Raw genomic sequence first — 16,217 nt, forward strand, 5'->3', positions numbered from 1 at the left:
ATTCCTTGCGTGTGATTACCATTTGGCGAAGTGATCTTCCGTGAGTCCGGGCACCGCCTTGAGTTGATGTTTCTTGCCCTGGGTATCGACCACCCAGCCGTCGAAATGGCCCAGGTATTGACGGAAGTTGCTCTTCAGCAGCCCAAGATTGAGCTTTTCCTTGCGACAGGCATCGGGGCGGAAACTGAGTTCCAGCTCGCTGCGTTCGGACCAGATGCGCCATAAACCGTCCTCCCCGACATGACGATCAAAGTCGAAATGCACCGGCGACAGGTGCTGACGCACACCGTCGAGCCAGAGCACGTTTTCACTGGAGCCGGTTTCGTTGACCCCGGCCGCCAAATTGAGCCCCAGGGTATGCTCACCGAGCCAGGCGTTAATGGAGGCCCAACGCCAACTGGTTTCCCGGCGCATATAGCCCGCCGAAAAATCGTATCCCGCCAGCGCCCGCCCCAGGGGTTGGGGTTCGTGATTGACTGTGAGGCTGCCGCCAACCGTCAGGGCATTGTGTTTCTGGGTATAGGTCCAGCCGCTGTAGCCCGTGGGGCTGCACAGGGCCATGGGTAAACTGAGCGGTAAGGGCCTGAGCTCCAGTTCGGCCTTCACCGGCCGACCTTGGATATCCGTATCCAACTGCACCCGCCACAGGCCCTGGTCGCGGTAAAAGCGCACCGGCCCCATGGCGCTCTCTCCCTGCCAGGGCGACTCGGCAAGCTGGTAGCTTGCCACAGGCGGCCGCAGCCACTGCTTCTGGTACAGCTTGGCGGCAGTTTTGTCATAGAGATAACAAAAGCCGCTGCCAAGGTAGCGAATATCGGCTATCGCCAGCCCCAGCACATATCTTGGGGTATGGATGGCAACAAATTCGAATTGTTTGAAGCTGAAATGTCGTCCCAGGCGCGACACAGGCCTGTCCATCTCGTTGTGCAGTGGATAACCGGCACAGCCCAAGGTACGTGGTGGCAGATCAAAGTGGCCAAACTTCGGCCTGCCTTCCTTGCTCAGCAGGCAATCCAGCTGTTCATGGGTCACCAAAGTGTGCGCTGCGGTCACAATCCTGTCGTCCTTTTACCTGGCGGTTTCAAAATCGAATGATAACTCTAACCCGTCACAAAGGTGGATTGAAGCCCCTCAAGCTACAAATGTTAAAAATATGCTGCAAATGGCTATTACTGCCCCACGCTGGAAGCCTGAAGCAAATCTGGTATCCTGATGCCAATTTATTTGCCGGCCCATAAGGATTTTCATGAAAGTCACTCTTCCCGCCCTGTTCGCCGCCGTGCTGCTCGCCGGTTGTGCAAGTCAACCTTCTTACATTGCCCTGAGTCCGGAACTGCCCGCTGTCTCGCCTGTGGCTGTGGGTCAGGTAGTGAGCCTGAGCACGGTTGACACCCGCAAGGCCAATTTTATTGTCCGCATCAACGAAGACGGTAAGGCCGCCAGACTGGTGGCCCCGGGTGAACCACCGAGAGCCCAGATAGAGGACTTGCTGCGCCAGGGGCTGACCAAGGCCGGTTATCAGATAGGCGCCGGCTCTGACACCAGCGTCGAATTCCAACTGGAGCAGTTGCTGACCGATGTCAACGAAGGCACCTTCGGCTTTGAAGCCAACAGCAATCTGGTGATCAGCGTGATGGCCTTTCGCCGTCCCGGCGGCGGCAATGAGCAGCAGTATTTCAGCAAACGCTACACGGCCCGCGGCACCCTCAAGGGTCCCTTCAGTGCCGACTTCGCTACGCTTGAACTGGACATGAATAAGCTGATCACCAAGCTCAGTGCCGACATACTCAACGACTCTGAGCTGCACCAATTTTTAACCCGCTGATAAAATAAGGAAAAGCCATGAAATGGATACTCGCACTGTGGCTGGCGGCTTCAGCCAGTTTCGCCAATGCCATAGATATTCAACCGGACACCCTGTACCCCAGGGTTGAGCTGGACACCAGCATGGGCAAGATAGTGGTGGAACTTGACCGCACCCGCGCGCCGATCACAGTGGATAACTTTCTCACCTATGTGGTGAAGGGCGAATACGACAACACGGTTTTTCACCGCATCATCCCCGATTTCGTGGTTCAGGGCGGTGGTCTGGATCTGAAACTGGAAGAGAAAAAAGAAGACAAGCCTATAGTCAATGAATCCGGCAACGGCCTGTCCAACGCCTTTGGCACCATAGCCATGGCGCGGGAAAATGAACCCCATTCAGCCACCCGCCAGTTTTATTTCAACGTGGCCGACAACACCAAGCTTAATCCGTCCAAGCGCCGTTGGGGCTATGCCGTGTTCGGTGAGGTGGTGGAAGGCGCCGACGTGCTGCAGGCCATGGCGTTGGTGCCCACAGAAAACAATGCCAAGCTGGGCTGGCCCGATGTACCGGTCACCCCTGTGATACTCAAACGCGCCACTTTGCTGCCCCGCCCATAAAAATTTGGCGACCCCGGCCTTAAAAAATTTGAGCATAGACTCGGATTTGCTGTCTATACTGGAATTGCTACAAAAAGGAGGCGATACGATGACAGAGACATCTGCATTCATCGACAGCAAAGCGCCCCAACTGGCTCAGTATGGACGAGCATTCTTGAGTGACCAGCTTGAGTACCGCGAAATCCAGCTGTATTTATGGGATACCCTGGAGGAATGGCAACAGCTCAATCCCCAGGGCGAAGCGCAATCCGATGTGGAACGGGTGTTCTGGTATCTGATGCACAGCTTCGATCGCTGGCCCGACTGGGTGATCCGTGGCAATCAGTTTCTGCGCAGGCAGATCCAGGATTGTTGTGAATACCTCAGCATTGGTGGTCAGTTGCCATCTGGCTGTCACGGGGTTCGCCCCGGCTGATACCGCATTCACCCTGCTGTCCCCAAGACCCGCCGGCAACGGCGGGTCTTTTTCTAACAGGTACTTGGAAAACTGCTGCGGTATTCGGTTATCCTAGGCCATCATTTGCTTGCCATGGTCGCCATGTCCCCCGTTGCCCACACCTGGTCCCGCTGTCGGGATGCCCTGTCCGTCTACCGCCATAAGCGGGTGCTCGTCATGTTGTCTCTGGGCTTTTCCGCCGGTTTGCCACTGATGCTGGTGTTCTCCACCCTGTCCTTCTGGCTCAGGGAAGCGGGCATAGACAGAACCGCCATAGGGTATTTCAGCTGGATTGCCCTGGCCTATGCCTTCAAATGGCTCTGGTCACCTTTGGTGGACAGAATGCCACTACCGCTGTTTTCCCGCTGGCTTGGGCGCCGCCGGGGCTGGATGCTGTTCTCGCAACTTATCCTGGTGTCGGCCATCATCGGCATGTCCATGAGCGATCCCCTGACACACCTCAATCATCTGGTGATCTTTGCCCTGCTGGTGGCTTTCTCCTCGGCCACCCAGGACATAGTGATAGATGCCTTTCGTATCGAATCGGCACCGGAAAATATGCAGGCGGCCCTCGCCGCCGCCTACCAACTGGGCTACCGCAGCGCCATGATAGTGGCCACCGCCGGCGCGCTCAGCATAGCGGCCTGGGTATCCCCCGGAGATGACAGCTACCATTTGGCCAACTGGCAAACCGCTTATCTGGTGATGGCGCTATTGATGGGCATTGGCATCATCACCACCCTGCTGGCGAAAGAGCCGGTGACCGACACCCATCAGGCCAGTGATGAAGAGCTGGCAATGCGCGCCCACTTGAGCGCAAACTGCAATCCCCTGATGGCGCGGGCCGGTGCCTGGCTGTACCGAGCCGTGGCCCTGCCCTTTATCGACTTTTTCCGCCGCTTCGGCTGGCATGCATTGCTGATCCTGGCACTGATTTCCTGCTACCGGATCTCCGACATAGTCATGGGGATCATGGCCAATGTGTTCTACGTCGATATGGGCTTTTCCAAGGAGGAAATCGCCTTTATCAGCAAGGTATATGGGCTGATCATGACCCTGGTGGGCTCGGCCTTTGGCGGCGTGCTGCTGGCCCGCTACGGCACCATGAAAATCCTCTTCCTGGGTGCCCTGCTGGTGGCCACCACCAATCTGCTGTTTGCCCTGCAGGCGATGGTGGGCCATAACGTGCCCCTGCTGACCTTCGCCATTTCAGTGGACAACTTCAGTGCCGGCATAGCCACGGCGGCCTTTATCGCCTACCTGTCGGGACTGACCAGCTCGGGCTACAGCGCCACCCAATACGCGCTGCTGTCATCCATTATGCTGCTGTTTCCCAAGTTTATTGCCGGCTTTTCCGGCGCCTGGGTTGATGCCTATGGCTATGTGAACTTCTTTGTCAGCGCCAGTCTTATCGGCCTGCCGGTATTGCTGCTGGTGTGGCTGGTACAAAAACACGGCCCGCAGAAGCGGGCCGGGGATGAAACCGAGGTGAGCAACCAGGACTGTGCTTAATCGCGGAAGTTGTTGAACTGAAACGGCTGGCCCAACTCGGCACCACGGGCCAGGGCCATGATGGCCTGCAAATCGTCGCGCTTCTTGCCGGTAACCCGCACCGAGTCACCCTGGATCTGCGCCTGAACCTTGACCTTGCTGTCCTTGATAAGCTTGACCAGCTTCTTGGCCACATCCTGCTCAATGCCCTGTTTGAACTTGACGTTCAGGGCGAAGGTCTTGCCTGTGTGCACTATCTTGTCTTCCACATCCATTGCCTTGGCATCCACATTGCGCTTGGCCAGCTGGCCCCGCAGTATGTCCACCATCTGCTTGCACTGGAAGTCCGACTCTGACTTGAGAATCACAACGAAGTCTTTGAAATCCACCGCATACTCGACGCCACGGAAGTCAAAACGACTGTCCATTTCACGGCGGGTGTTTTCCACGGCGTTTTTCAGCTCCACCGCATCTACTTCGGAAACGATATCAAATGAAGGCATGGCTCTCTTTACCCTGTTATTCACAAACCGGCGATAGTGTAGCCCCTGAAGGCCAAAGTGTGTAGCCGTGCAGTGCCCACAGCCATCGAATTTTCAATGACAGCGACCGCACATTTCCCTATCATGACCGCCAGAGTCTCCCTGATGAACCGTATTTGTGAACAACAGCCAGACATTTTTCAAATGGGTCCTGCTGCTCGCCCTGCTGGGGATAAGCTACCTGGTTTTTTCCAAGCCCAACTACCCGCAAACCATCCCCAATATCGACAAGATTGGTCATTTCGGCAGCTTTTTCCTGCTCGCCTGGCTGACCCAATTGGCGTTCAGACCCAACTGGCCGCAACTGACGTTGGCACTAGGCGCCTATGCCGGCCTGATTGAGGCGGTGCAATCCCGTCTGCCCTACCGCAGCGCCTCCTGGGGCGACATGGCAGCCGATATGGCCGGCGTACTCGCCTTCTACATTTGTCTGTGGCTGTACCAGCGCTATCGCCGCGCAGCGCAGCTGGAGCAGTAACTTGGCCGATATCGCCATTCTGGGCCCGGGGGCCATTGGCCAACTGCTGGCGCACCAGCTCGGTGGCGACAAGCTGTTGCCGGACCAGCTGTTACTGATAGGCCGCGAAACCCAGCCCCAGTGCCATTTACAACTGCAATGCGCCGATAAGCAGCATTCCCTTAAGCTGCCCATGTTGGCCCTCTCAGATGTCACCCCGGACGCCCTCAAGGGACTGAGACTGCTGATAGTCACCCTCAAGGCCTATCAGGTGGAAGAGGCCGTTGACAGTCTGCTCGACAAACTGCCCCATAATTGCCAGTTGCTGTTACTGCACAACGGCATGGGCCCCCATAAGGCGCTGGAGTCAAAGCTCGGCGGCCGAGGGCTGCTGCTCGGCACCACCAGCCAGGGCGCGCTGCGTTTGGGCCCCTTTGAGGTGCGGCAAACAGGCACAGGCCTGACCCAATATGGCCACTTCTGTGGCCCTGAGTTGGACAACGATCTCAGGCAAAGACTGCTCACAGTGCCGGGCAGTGAATGGTGTGACGATATCGAAACCGCCCTGTGGCACAAACTGGCGGTCAATGCCGCCATCAATCCGCTGACGGCGCTGGAGCGGGTCAACAATGGCGTACTGGCCGAGCCGCGTTTCACGGCCACCATAAGTGCGATTGTCGATGAACTGTTACTGGTGGCCGGTGCCGAAGGCATAAGGCTGGATCGGAAAGTGCTGCTGGAGCGTATCTACAAGGTAATTGAGCTGACCGCGGCCAACTTTTCCTCCATGTATCAGGATGTGACGCAAGGGCGGCGCAGCGAGATAGATGCCATCAACGGCTTTCTGCTCACCCTGGCCGAGCGCCATGGGCTGACGCTGCCGGTCAATCAGGAATTGGTTAACCGAATCAACGCCCTTAGCCCAGCGGCTGCTCCAACTCCCAGATAGCCTCGGAGACTGTCTCCAGACGGGACAGCATCATGGCCTGGGCATCCTGCAGGCCCTGGTTATAAAAATATGCGCCAAACTCACGTCCGAGAAAATCCAGCATAAATTCGGCATCAAACTGGCCCAACTCCACCTCCAGCTCCCGGTCCAGGTAGCTTTGCAACTTGGCCACCAGGCGCGCCTTCTGCTCTGGCGGAAACTCTATCTTTGCCATCTATTGCTCCTTGTTCATTTCGCTTGTTTAAGTCCCTTGTTAATGTGCCTTGTTTAAGCCCCTTATTAAGGTCCCTTGCCAATACTCCTGGTTAATTCCACATCACCAGAATCGCCGCCAGAGCGATCAGCACCAAGCCCAGCAGCTCGGCACGTTTCACCGGCTCACGCAGGAAAAATCGCGACACCAGCATCATGAAAAATACTTCGACCTGCCCCAGGGTTTTGACGTATGGCACGGCGGTCAGCGACATGGCACTGAACCAGCCAATGGAGCCCAGACAACTGCAGGCACTGATGATTAGGGTCAGGCGCCATCTTTGCCACAGGGCCAGCAATTGATGGGGCTGGAACAGCAGCAGATAAGCCAGCAGCAACAAACACTGCAGCAGGATCACCGCCAGCAGCACCCAGGCTGCACTGTGAGGAAATGGCAGGGCCAGCGCCAGGCTCGCCTCGCGCACCCACAGGGAGGTCAGCGCAAAGCTGGTGCCGCAGGCAAGACCCAGGCCCAAGGTGCCCAGGGACAGCCTGCCGCTAACTTTATTGCTGAGCAGAAATACCGCCGCAGTGCCTACCAATACCCCGCCCCAACCCAGCAAGCTCAGTTGGGTGCCGAAGAACAACATCCCAAGGATGGCGGCCACCAAAGCCTCACTTTTGGCAAGACCCGCACCGACCGCATAGTTTTGCAGCTTGAACAGGCGCACCATCAGCGCCGTGGCAAGAATTTGCGCCAGTGCCGCGCCGGACACATAGCCTATGGCTGCAGATGAAACCTGGGGCATGGGCGCAGGTTGCCAAAGATAGAGGGCAGCGAGATAACAGCCCGCCAGCGGCGCGGCAAAAATAAAACGTGCCAGGGTCACGGCCACCACCCCCACCTCGCGGCTTAAGCGGCTCTGGAATGCATTGCGCCAGGCCTGCATAAAGGCGGCCATCAGGGTGAGTAATACCCACATCAACTCTTGCTCCGGAGAAAGGCTGAATACAAAACGCCCGGCTGAGCCGGGCGTTTGAGCATATCACAGCAGGCTAAGGCCGAGATTTATTTGCTGGTATCCAGAGCTGGAAAAGATTTCACCAAATCGTCCACCGCTTTCATCTGGGTCAGATAGGCTTCCAGCTGGTGCAGCGGCAGGGCGCAGGGGCCGTCACACTTGGCATTGTCCGGATCCGGATGGGCCTCGATAAACAGTCCCGCCAGACCCAACGCCATACCGGAGCGGGCCAGCTCGGTGGCCTGGGCACGTCGACCACCGGCGGACTCTTCTCGCCCGCCCGGACGCTGCAGTGCGTGGGTGGCATCAAAGATCACCGGATAACCACTCTGCTTCATCTCATCCATGCCCAGCATGTCCACCACCAGGTTGTTGTAACCAAAGCAGCTTCCGCGCTCACAGAGAATGATCTTGTCGTTACCGGCCTCGTTGAACTTCTTGATGATGTGGCGCATCTCGTGAGGCGCCAGGAATTGCGGCTTCTTGACGTTGATAATGGCGCCTGTCTTGGCCATGGCCACCACCAGATCCGTTTGCCGCGCCAGAAAGGCCGGCAGCTGGATGATGTCCACCACTTCGGCCACGGGGGCGCACTGATAGGGTTCATGCACATCGGTGATCAGCGGCAGCTTGAAGGTGTCCTTGATCTCCTGGAAGATTTTCAGCCCTTCTTCCATGCCGGGACCACGATAGGAATTGACCGATGAGCGGTTGGCCTTGTCAAAGGAGGCTTTGAACACATAGGGGATCCCCAGCTTCTGGGTCACCTCGGCATAGGTCTCGGCGATGCTCATGGCCAGATCCCGGGACTCAAGCACGTTCATGCCACCAAAGAGCACAAAGGGCTTGTCGTTGGCTATGGCAATGTTGCCCAGCTGGATAGTTTTATTACTCATCACCACCTCACAAAATTAAAACGCGACCAGTTGTCATGGCCGCAGTGACATTCGATTGTCCGGATCAACCCATCACTTGCAGTGTTATCCACCACTTGCAGGATTTGACCGCAGAGCCAAGCCTTCATAAAAGATGCCTAAAGCATGGCCAAAAACAGTCAGCTGCTACAAAGCTGTCCCGCTCAACCTACTATCTGCAAAATCTGACCGCAGAGCCAGGCCATATAAGTGCCTAAAGCATAGCCAAAGACCGCCAACAACACCCCCACGGGCGCCAGTGCCGGATGGAAGGCCGCGGCCACCACGGGGGCCGATGCGGCCCCGCCCACGTTGGCCTGACTGCCCACCGCCATGTAAAACAGCGGTGCGCGGATAAGCTTGGCCACCAGCAACATAAAGCCGGCGTGCACCAACATCCAGGTGATGCCCACCAAGAAGTAAATCGGGGTATCGAGCACCTTGCTGACATCCATGTGCAGGCCAATGGTGGCCACCAGCACATAAAGGAAGGCCGAGGCGACCTTGGAGGCGCCGGCGGCTTCGAGATGGCGCACAGGACTGAAGGACAGACCCAGGCCTATGGTGGTCACTATCACCACCAGCCAGAAAAATTTCGAGGTCAGGCTGTAGTCTTCGGTCCAGGGGTAGTTGGCGGTAAACCAGGGGCCGAGGAAATCGGCCGCCAGGTGGGCCAGACCTGTCACGCCAAAGCCCACGGCCACCATCAGCATCAGATCGCGGGTGCTGGCAATGCGGGCGTTCTCGGCATGGTATTGCTCCACCTTGGCCTTGAGGGTCTCAATGGCACTGGTGTCGGCACCGGTTTTGGCATCAATTTCCTTGGCTCTGGAGGCCATAAACAGCAGCACCGCCATCCAGACGTTGGCCACCAGCACATCCACTGTCACCATTACGGAGAAGATGTTACCGCCCACTTCGTAGACTTCCTTCATGGCCGCCTGGTTGGCGCCGCCGCCGATCCAGCTGCCCGCCAGTGTGGTCATGCCGCGCCAAACGGCATCGGGCCCCTGATCAGCGATGAGGGACGGATCAAAGGCTGAGACCACCAGCAAGGCAATGGGGCCCCCTATGACTATCCCCAGGGTGCCGGTTAGGAACATGATCACCGCCTTGGGCCCCAGCCCCATAATGGCCTTGAGATCCACACTCAGGATCAGCAGCACCAAACAAGCCGGCAGCAGGTAACGGGAGGCGACAAAATACAGCTGGCTGCTGTGGCCGTCGATGACCCCGAAGGTATTGAGCAGGGATGGCAGGAAGTAGCACAGCAACAGCGCCGGGATGTAGCGATAAAACTTTTGCCAGAAGGGATGGGCGCTGCTGTTGGTGTAAAATACAAAACCGAGGATCGCGGCCAGCAAGCCGAGTCCGGTGGCATCATTGGTGACCAAGGCGGTACCTGTCATTGGGTTGTCTCCCTCGCTTATCTTTGTTGTTTTTCGTTATTGAAACGGAATCTGTCAGTGCAGTATCTGCTGCTGTTCCTTCAGCTCGCGCAACTGCAGTTTCACCAGCTCCACTACGGGATATTGCATGGTGCTCATATCGATAATATCAGTGCAGTATCTGCTGTTGTTCTTTAAGCTCACGCAGCTGCAGTTTCACCAGCTCCACTACTGGATCATGGGGGCTCATGTCGATAAAGTGGCGCAGATCGCTGACCGCCACCTGAATGGCGCCCAGCTGCTGGGCGATAAAGGCCCGCTCGCGATTCAGGCTGGCGTCTTCCGGATACCACTGCATCAAAAGATTACAACACTCCAGCGCCGCCTCAAATTTATGGGCCACAATGGCGCCGGCCTTAAGCTCGTGCAGCATGCGGCTGAGCAGTTGCTTAACCGTGGCCCCCTTCAGATAAGTGGGTTTGAATGGCGCGCTGTTACCCAGCTCTCCGCGCACTATGGCGTGCAGGCGTTGGCGGCTGAGCAGCTCACCGGTCAGCGGATCCAGGTACAGGGGTTGCTTGCCCTGGCGCCAAACCAGAACCGTCATGCCCGGCAGCAGCAAGGCATCCAGTTTCAGATCCAACTGTTTGCCGAGCAACATGAGTATCACGGCCAGGCAGGTGCTGTTGCCCTGGCGCCGATGCAGGCACAGGCTGAAGTTGGCGGCATCAAGACCGAAGTAATCGCTGTGGCAGCTGAACCCCAAATCCCGGTAAAACCAGTTCAGCAGCGCTTTGAATCTTTGGGTTTGATCCACCAGATAGTGGCTCAGTACCGCGCCGGATAATTCGTACCATGCCCACTGGGCCTGGGCCTTGTCGCCCAGTCCCAAATGCTCAATAACAGCCAGCGGGGTTTCCGGCAGGGAAATCCCGCTATCGAGACAAAAATCACTCATGAAGCCAGCAGAATCGCTTGTTTGAAATGGGCCATCTTGGCGGCATACACCACCCAGGCCAGGGCGCCGAGAAAGGCGAAAGAGCGGAACAGTTTACCGCGACTGGATTTCATCGCCATGATGGCCAGCAGTATATAGGCCACTACCGCCATGATCTTCTCGGTCAACCAGGTGTCGACAAAGGGGTACTGTTTGATCAGCAGACACAGGGTCAGGCCCGACAGCAGCAGAAAGGTGTCTATCACATGGGGAGCCACCTTGAACAGCTTACGTTCAAGCAGGGCGGACTCGCGCATCTTCATCACAAAGCGCACCATAAAAAACAGCACGCTGACGCCTATCAGGGTCAGGTGCAGGTGCTTAACGGCAGGATACATGCTGTAAAAAGTTTCCATTGCATCTCAAGGCAGTAACCGACAAAGGCGCTAGTGTACCTTAATCGGCGATGGGATACCAAGGGCTATCGGGGCTGCCAGCGTCCCAGAGTGCAGCGGTCATTGCTACCGAAATCCCTCACTGTGGCGACCTTGTCATAGCCAAGTTCGGCCAGGCGTTCCCGCAGTGCCATCGCCTGAGCATAACCGTGCTCCAGCAATAAATAGCCGCCGGGACGGAGGAAGTCGCGGGCGGTGGCCGCGATATGGAACAGATCGGCAAAGCCTTCATCGGCGGCGGTCAGGGCACTGATGGGCTCGAAGCGTACATCGCCCTGGCTCAGATGTTCATCCTGCTCATCGATATAGGGCGGATTGGAGACTATCAGGTCAAAGTCTCTATCCTTGACGGCGCTGAACCAGTCGCTTTGCAGTATTTCCACCCGGGACAGGCCCAGATTTTCGCGATTGGCCATGGCAAGGGCCACCGCATCTTCGACCTTGTCCAGGGCCGTGATGCGCCAATGTGGACGCTCGAACGCCAGTGCCAGGGCTATGGCACCTGTGCCCGTGCCCAAATCCAGCACCCTGGCATTGTCCGGTAAGGTCAGATTGAGGGCGGTTTCCACCAGAATTTCCGTGTCGGGACGGGGAATAAGGGTGCTGTCATTGACCATAAAGGGCAAGGACCAGAACTCGCGCTCACCGACAATATGGGCCACGGGGCGTCCCTGGGCACGGCGCTGCACCATCTGCTCGAAGTGCTTCCACTGCTCTTGGGTCAGGGCCCGTTCCGGCCAGGCATAGAGATAACTGCGGGGTCTGCCGAGACAATACTGCATCAGGGTTTCGGCATCTATGTTGGCCGAGTCGCTGACGTTCTGCAATTGCACGAAGGCCCATTGCAGGGCCTCACCTATGGTGGCTTGGGTGGTCAAAATCAGCCCTGCTCGTCCGCCAGTGCCGCCAGCAGATCCGCCTGATGCTCCTGCACCACGGGATCGATAAGGGCATTGAGATCACCTTCCATCACCTCGCTAAGGCGATACAGGGTCAGGTTGATGCGATGATCGCTCACCCGCCCTTGGGGGAAGTTATAGGTGCGGATGCGCTCGGAGCGGTCGCCGCTGCCCACCAGATTGCGGCGGGTGGTCGCTTCGGCGCTGCGGCGCTTCTCGTCCTCGGCCGCCTGCAAACGGGCCGCCAACACCGACAGGGCACGGGCCTTGTTCTTGTGCTGGGAGCGCTCATCCTGACACTCCACCACAGTGCCTGTGGGCAAGTGGGTGATACGGATGGCGGAGTCTGTCTTGTTCACGTGCTGACCACCGGCACCTGAGGCGCGGAAGGTATCGATACGCAGCTCGGCCGGATTGATGGCGATGGCCTCGGCCTCTGGCACCTCGTGCAGCACGGCGACGGTACAGGCTGAGGTATGTACCCGGCCCTGGGATTCGGTTTCCGGTACCCTTTGCACCCTGTGACCGCCGGATTCAAATTTGAGCTTGCCGTAAACGCCATCACCGCTGAACTTGGCAATGATTTCCTTGTAGCCACCGTGTTCGCCGTCGTTGGAACTCATGATTTCCACTTGCCAGCGATTGGCCTCGGCATAGCGGCTGTACATGCGGAACAGATCACCGGCAAAAATCGCCGCTTCGTCACCGCCGGCACCGGCGCGGATTTCCACGAAGGCGTTGGTATCATCATTGGGATCTTTGGGCAGCAGCAGGATTTGCAGCTCGTCTTCCAGACGCTCCAGGGTAGCACGGGCACTTTTCAGCTCTTCCTGGGCCATTTCCCGGAGCTCGGGGTCATCTTCTTCGAGCATGTCCTTGGCGGTGTCGAGATCGGCCTGTGCCTGTTGGAAGGCTTTGAAACCCTTGACCACTTCTTCCAGCTGGGCATATTCCCTGGACAGGGCGCGAAAACGCTCCTGATCCGAAATAACACTGGCATCGCTGAGCAGCGCCATCACTTCTTCATTACGCTCGAGCAAGCCTTCCAGCTTGCGGATCACGGATTCCTTCATGGAGCTTTAAAACCTTAGTGTTTGTCCAAGCCAAGCGCGCTGCGAAGTTGCCCTATCTGGTTCAGATCGCCCTGACGGCTTGCCGCCGACAGCGCCTGGGTCGGGGCATGGATGAGCTTGTTGGTCAGCTTGTTGGCCAGTTCCAGCATTACCTGCGAACTGTCTGCCCCCTGCGCCAGCTTGTTGAGGGCTTTCTCTACCAACTCATCCCGAACGGCCATACTGGCATCGCGGTATTCGCGGATGCTGTCGACCGTCTCCAGGGAACGGATCCAATCCATAAACAGGAAGGACTGTTCCTGGGCTATCACTTCTGCTTGCTCGGCCGCCTCTCTGCGGGAGGCCATATTCTGTTCAATGATGCTTTGCAGGTCGTCCACAGTGTACAGGAAGGCGTCGTCCAATTCGGCGACCTCGGCTTCAATATCTCTGGGAACTGCTATATCAACCAATAACATAGGTTGATGGCGACGCTGCTTAAGCGCTTTTTCGACCATGCCCTTGCCAAGGATAGGCAGCGGACTGGCGGTAGAGGATATCACGATATCGGCCTTGGGGAGAAAATCCGGTATCTGCGACAGGGTAATAGCGGTGGCACCGAACTCGGCGCACATGGCTTGGGCTCGCTCTATGGTGCGGTTGGCCACCACCATGGAATCGACCCCGTTTTCCTTAAGATGTCTGGCAACCAGTTCTATGGTTTCGCCGGCACCTATGAGCAGCACCTTGGTACTGCTCAGGGACGAGAAAATATGCTTGGCCATGCTTACGGCGGCGAAGGCCACAGAGACGGCAGCGGCACCGATTTCGGTTTCGGTGCGGACCTTCTTGGCCACGGAAAAAGTGCTTTGGAACAAGCGGTCCAGGGTCACGGCCACTGTACCGGCCTCTTTGGCGTTAGCAAAAGCCTGTTTCACCTGCCCCAGGATCTGTGGCTCACCCAGCACCAGGGAGTCCAAACCACAGGCTACCCGCATCAAATGCCGTACCGCTTCCTGCCCCTGATGATAATAGACGCAGGGTGAGACTTCATCGTGCTGCAGGTTGTGGTAACTTTCGAGCCAGCGCAGCACATCGGCCTTGTCAGCCTGATTGCAGTACAACTCGGTACGGTTGCAGGTCGACACTATCACGGCCTCGCCCGATGCTGTACAGCTGGCGAGACTGCGCATGGCGTCATGGATCTTGTCCGGTGAGAAAGCGACTTTCTCACGCAAATCCACCGTGGCCGTCTTATGGTTAATCCCGATTGCTACAAGGCTCATCTGACTCGTTCTGGTTCTGGGCGACGCATTTAATGGCGCCATTCTACTGAAATGACCGGGGTAAAAACAGAATCCTCTTAACAAAAGCGCGATGAAGGACCGATTTTTACCCTCTGGCTGCCGGTTGTGGCACGCTGCGGCCTATTTTACAGACCGCGGGCATTGGTATTATTAACAAGCCCCCGTATCATAAGAATTTATTCACTTCTGTCATAGTTGATTAATTTGAGCCGTTTCACAAAATTCACCATCGCCCTGTGTTGGGTCATGTCTTTGGCCCTGAGTGGTTGCGGCATCACACCGCCACAGGACTTGCTGCCGGTCGATGTCGACAACGCCGCCAAGGCCCTCGCCTGGGAGCTCAAGGGCAAGATAGCCGTCAAGACAGATGCCGATAATGTCAGTACCAATATCTACTGGCTGCACGGTCCCGATAGGGAAGAGCTTCGCCTGACCAGCATGCTCGGCACCACAGTGCTGCTGCTGACCCAGGATACCCGGGGCGCCGAGTTGGAGCTTGATGGCAAGCAATACCGGGGCCGCAGTGCGGCAGAACTGCTTGAGCGTCTGAGCGGCTGGCCCCTGCCTCTGGAAGAGTTACCCCTGTGGATCACCGGACAAAGCCATCCAGGCGACAGCCTGACCCTGGATGACGCCGGCCGGCCCGAACTGATCGAACACAAGGCCAGCGGCTGGCAAATCAGATACCAAAGCTGGCAGCAGCAAAGCGGCGCCTGGGTGCCCCGGGCCCTAAACCTGCTCCATCCCAAGTCACGGATAAAAATCCAGATAAACCAGTGGCAGGCACTTGCATTCCCAGGCCTGGCCCGCCCCAAGACGTCTCCAAAGGAGCCTTCCCATGGCTAACGCTCCCTCACTGGGCTGGCCGGCCCCGGCCAAGCTCAACCTGTTTTTACATATCACCGGCCGCCGCGCCGATGGTTACCACGAGTTGCAAACCCTGTTTCAGTTCATCGATCACTGTGACTGGCTGGACTTTAAACCGACCACCAAGAACGAACTCAAGCTGCACAGCAACATGGGGGCGGTTGTCGCTGACAGCGATAACTTAATTCTCAAAGCCGCAAAATCCCTCAAGATCCATACGGGTTATCCAGGCGGCGCCGAGATTTGGCTCGACAAACGCCTGCCCATGGGCGGCGGACTGGGTGGTGGCTCTTCCGATGCCGCCACGACCCTGGTGGCCCTCAATGAGCTGTGGCAAACCGGGCTCAGCAAGCAGGAGCTGATGGCGCTGGGGTTGAAACTCGGCGCGGATGTGCCTGTTTTTATTAATGGCGTGACCGCCTTTGCCGAAGGGGTGGGGGAAAAGTTGCAGGCCGTGACTGTGCCCGAGCCCTGGTATCTGGTGCTGGTGCCGGATGTGCATGTTTCAACGGCCGAAATCTTCCAACACCCTGAGCTGGTGCGCGATACGCCCAAGTTGGACCAAGGCAGTCTCCTCGCCGGACAATGGCATAACGACTGCCAGGCGCTGGTGCAAGCCAAATACCCCCAAGTTGCCAATGCCTTGAGCTGGCTGCTAGAATATGCGCCGTCCAGAATGACCGGAACCGGTGCATGCGTGTTCGGGGAGTTCGCTACGCAGCAAGCCGCGCTCGAGGCGCTGGCCCTTAAGCCTGATAACTTGCAAGGCTTTGTTGCAAAAGGACTAAATCGTTCGCCCTTGGAGTTGAGACGCGTTCAACTCTGAATTTTCATCCATGTCGATCCGCCTGGCATGGTTATTACAATATCAAGCAAACGCCTGAG

At 57.3% G+C, this 16,217-nt stretch carries 19 protein-coding genes; 8 read left to right on the forward strand and 11 right to left on the reverse strand.

The window, feature by feature from the left end; genetic code table 11:
- Positions 1-15: 15 nt before the first annotated feature.
- Positions 16-1,053: a DUF2804 domain-containing protein gene (locus tag JYB85_RS13345; protein ID WP_228730106.1), complete on the reverse strand. Its 1,038-nt coding sequence runs from the start codon at positions 1,051-1,053 to the stop codon at positions 16-18.
- A 193-nt stretch (positions 1,054-1,246) separates the two neighbouring features.
- Between JYB85_RS13345 and JYB85_RS13350 the strand changes: the two genes are divergently transcribed.
- The 4 genes from JYB85_RS13350 (at position 1,247) to JYB85_RS13365 (ending at position 4,372) form a co-directional block, all read left to right on the forward strand.
- On the forward strand, positions 1,247-1,825 hold the full coding sequence (locus JYB85_RS13350) for a YajG family lipoprotein (protein ID WP_207379689.1): 579 nt from the start codon (positions 1,247-1,249) through the stop codon (positions 1,823-1,825).
- A 17-nt stretch (positions 1,826-1,842) separates the two neighbouring features.
- Positions 1,843-2,424, forward strand: coding sequence for a peptidylprolyl isomerase (locus JYB85_RS13355; RefSeq protein WP_207379690.1), 582 nt, complete (start codon positions 1,843-1,845; stop codon positions 2,422-2,424).
- A gap of 88 nt (positions 2,425-2,512) precedes the next feature.
- Positions 2,513-2,839, forward strand: a complete 327-nt coding sequence (locus tag JYB85_RS13360; RefSeq protein ID WP_207320469.1) for a hypothetical protein — start codon at positions 2,513-2,515, stop codon at positions 2,837-2,839.
- A 123-nt stretch (positions 2,840-2,962) separates the two neighbouring features.
- Positions 2,963-4,372, forward strand: a complete 1,410-nt coding sequence (locus JYB85_RS13365; protein ID WP_207379691.1) for an AmpG family muropeptide MFS transporter — start codon at positions 2,963-2,965, stop codon at positions 4,370-4,372.
- Here JYB85_RS13365 and JYB85_RS13370 read toward each other — a convergent pair.
- Positions 4,369-4,854 (reverse strand): YajQ family cyclic di-GMP-binding protein, encoded by a 486-nt coding sequence (locus tag JYB85_RS13370; protein WP_207379692.1) that lies wholly within the window; start codon positions 4,852-4,854, stop codon positions 4,369-4,371. The two genes, JYB85_RS13365 and JYB85_RS13370, sit on opposite strands and share 4 nt — an antisense overlap.
- Positions 4,855-5,011: 157 nt before the next feature.
- Between JYB85_RS13370 and JYB85_RS13375 the strand changes: the two genes are divergently transcribed.
- Positions 5,012-5,371, forward strand: coding sequence for a VanZ family protein (locus JYB85_RS13375; RefSeq protein WP_207379693.1), 360 nt, complete (start codon positions 5,012-5,014; stop codon positions 5,369-5,371).
- A 1-nt stretch (position 5,372) separates the two neighbouring features.
- Positions 5,373-6,299 carry a ketopantoate reductase family protein gene (locus JYB85_RS13380; protein ID WP_228730107.1) on the forward strand — a complete coding sequence of 309 codons (927 nt, stop codon included), beginning with the start codon at positions 5,373-5,375 and terminating at the stop codon, positions 6,297-6,299.
- On the opposite strand, the gene JYB85_RS13385 is transcribed toward JYB85_RS13380, so the two are convergent.
- The 9 genes from JYB85_RS13385 to hemA form a co-directional block, all read right to left on the reverse strand.
- Complete coding sequence (locus tag JYB85_RS13385) at positions 6,268-6,513, reverse strand: DUF2164 domain-containing protein (protein WP_207379694.1); 246 nt, start codon at positions 6,511-6,513, stop codon at positions 6,268-6,270. The genes JYB85_RS13380 and JYB85_RS13385 overlap by 32 nt on opposite strands.
- A gap of 91 nt (positions 6,514-6,604) precedes the next feature.
- The gene (locus JYB85_RS13390; RefSeq protein ID WP_207379695.1) at positions 6,605-7,474 is read right to left on the reverse strand and encodes a DMT family transporter; all 870 of its coding nucleotides are present in this window, start codon (positions 7,472-7,474) and stop codon (positions 6,605-6,607) included.
- Between the two features lie 86 nt (positions 7,475-7,560).
- The gene (kdsA, locus tag JYB85_RS13395; RefSeq protein WP_207320475.1) at positions 7,561-8,409 is read right to left on the reverse strand and encodes a 3-deoxy-8-phosphooctulonate synthase; all 849 of its coding nucleotides are present in this window, start codon (positions 8,407-8,409) and stop codon (positions 7,561-7,563) included.
- 182 nt (positions 8,410-8,591) lie between these two features.
- Entirely contained in the window at positions 8,592-9,836 is a 1,245-nt protein-coding gene (locus tag JYB85_RS13400; RefSeq protein WP_207379696.1) for a DUF819 family protein, read from the reverse strand.
- Positions 9,837-9,984: 148 nt separating this feature from the next.
- Positions 9,985-10,773 carry a transglutaminase family protein gene (locus JYB85_RS13405; protein WP_207320477.1) on the reverse strand — a complete coding sequence of 263 codons (789 nt, stop codon included), beginning with the start codon at positions 10,771-10,773 and terminating at the stop codon, positions 9,985-9,987.
- A complete protein-coding gene (locus tag JYB85_RS13410) occupies positions 10,770-11,168 on the reverse strand; it encodes a SirB2 family protein (RefSeq protein WP_207379697.1) in 399 nt (132 codons plus the stop codon). Before JYB85_RS13410 ends, JYB85_RS13405 begins: the two co-directional genes overlap by 4 nt.
- A 65-nt stretch (positions 11,169-11,233) precedes the next feature.
- Entirely contained in the window at positions 11,234-12,085 is an 852-nt protein-coding gene (gene prmC / locus JYB85_RS13415; protein ID WP_207379698.1) for a peptide chain release factor N(5)-glutamine methyltransferase, read from the reverse strand.
- Positions 12,086-12,087: 2 nt separating this feature from the next.
- Positions 12,088-13,179: a peptide chain release factor 1 gene (prfA, locus tag JYB85_RS13420; protein ID WP_207379699.1), complete on the reverse strand. Its 1,092-nt coding sequence runs from the start codon at positions 13,177-13,179 to the stop codon at positions 12,088-12,090.
- Between the two features lie 14 nt (positions 13,180-13,193).
- Positions 13,194-14,444, reverse strand: a complete 1,251-nt coding sequence (hemA, locus tag JYB85_RS13425) for a glutamyl-tRNA reductase (RefSeq protein ID WP_207379700.1) — start codon at positions 14,442-14,444, stop codon at positions 13,194-13,196.
- Between the two features lie 225 nt (positions 14,445-14,669).
- On the opposite strand from hemA, the gene lolB reads away from it, so the two are divergent.
- Positions 14,670-15,311 (forward strand): lipoprotein insertase outer membrane protein LolB, encoded by a 642-nt coding sequence (gene lolB, locus JYB85_RS13430; RefSeq protein ID WP_228730108.1) that lies wholly within the window; start codon positions 14,670-14,672, stop codon positions 15,309-15,311.
- Positions 15,304-16,158, forward strand: a complete 855-nt coding sequence (ispE, locus tag JYB85_RS13435) for a 4-(cytidine 5'-diphospho)-2-C-methyl-D-erythritol kinase (protein WP_207379702.1) — start codon at positions 15,304-15,306, stop codon at positions 16,156-16,158. The genes lolB and ispE overlap by 8 nt, the downstream gene beginning before the upstream one ends.
- Positions 16,159-16,217 lie beyond the last annotated feature (59 nt).

Source organism: Shewanella sedimentimangrovi (assembly GCF_017354965.1).
Classification (GTDB): domain Bacteria; phylum Pseudomonadota; class Gammaproteobacteria; order Enterobacterales; family Shewanellaceae; genus Shewanella; species Shewanella cyperi.

Bases quoted from the DNA above. Each gene is read 5' to 3' on its own strand.
- JYB85_RS13405 (WP_207320477.1), bottom strand. From the start codon at position 10,773: ATGAGTGATTTTTGTCTCGATAGCGGGATTTCCCTGCCGGAAACCCCG.
- hemA (WP_207379700.1), bottom strand. From the start codon at position 14,444: ATGAGCCTTGTAGCAATCGGGATTAACCATAAGACGGCCACGGTGGAT.
- ispE (WP_207379702.1), top strand. From the start codon at position 15,304: ATGGCTAACGCTCCCTCACTGGGCTGGCCGGCCCCGGCCAAGCTCAAC.
- JYB85_RS13355 (WP_207379690.1), top strand. From the start codon at position 1,843: ATGAAATGGATACTCGCACTGTGGCTGGCGGCTTCAGCCAGTTTCGCC.
- JYB85_RS13360 (WP_207320469.1), top strand. From the start codon at position 2,513: ATGACAGAGACATCTGCATTCATCGACAGCAAAGCGCCCCAACTGGCT.
- JYB85_RS13350 (WP_207379689.1), top strand. From the start codon at position 1,247: ATGAAAGTCACTCTTCCCGCCCTGTTCGCCGCCGTGCTGCTCGCCGGT.
- JYB85_RS13385 (WP_207379694.1), bottom strand. From the start codon at position 6,513: ATGGCAAAGATAGAGTTTCCGCCAGAGCAGAAGGCGCGCCTGGTGGCC.
- JYB85_RS13365 (WP_207379691.1), top strand. From the start codon at position 2,963: ATGTCCCCCGTTGCCCACACCTGGTCCCGCTGTCGGGATGCCCTGTCC.
- JYB85_RS13400 (WP_207379696.1), bottom strand. From the start codon at position 9,836: ATGACAGGTACCGCCTTGGTCACCAATGATGCCACCGGACTCGGCTTG.
- kdsA (WP_207320475.1), bottom strand. From the start codon at position 8,409: ATGAGTAATAAAACTATCCAGCTGGGCAACATTGCCATAGCCAACGAC.
- JYB85_RS13410 (WP_207379697.1), bottom strand. From the start codon at position 11,168: ATGGAAACTTTTTACAGCATGTATCCTGCCGTTAAGCACCTGCACCTG.
- prfA (WP_207379699.1), bottom strand. From the start codon at position 13,179: ATGAAGGAATCCGTGATCCGCAAGCTGGAAGGCTTGCTCGAGCGTAAT.
- JYB85_RS13370 (WP_207379692.1), bottom strand. From the start codon at position 4,854: ATGCCTTCATTTGATATCGTTTCCGAAGTAGATGCGGTGGAGCTGAAA.
- JYB85_RS13390 (WP_207379695.1), bottom strand. From the start codon at position 7,474: ATGTGGGTATTACTCACCCTGATGGCCGCCTTTATGCAGGCCTGGCGC.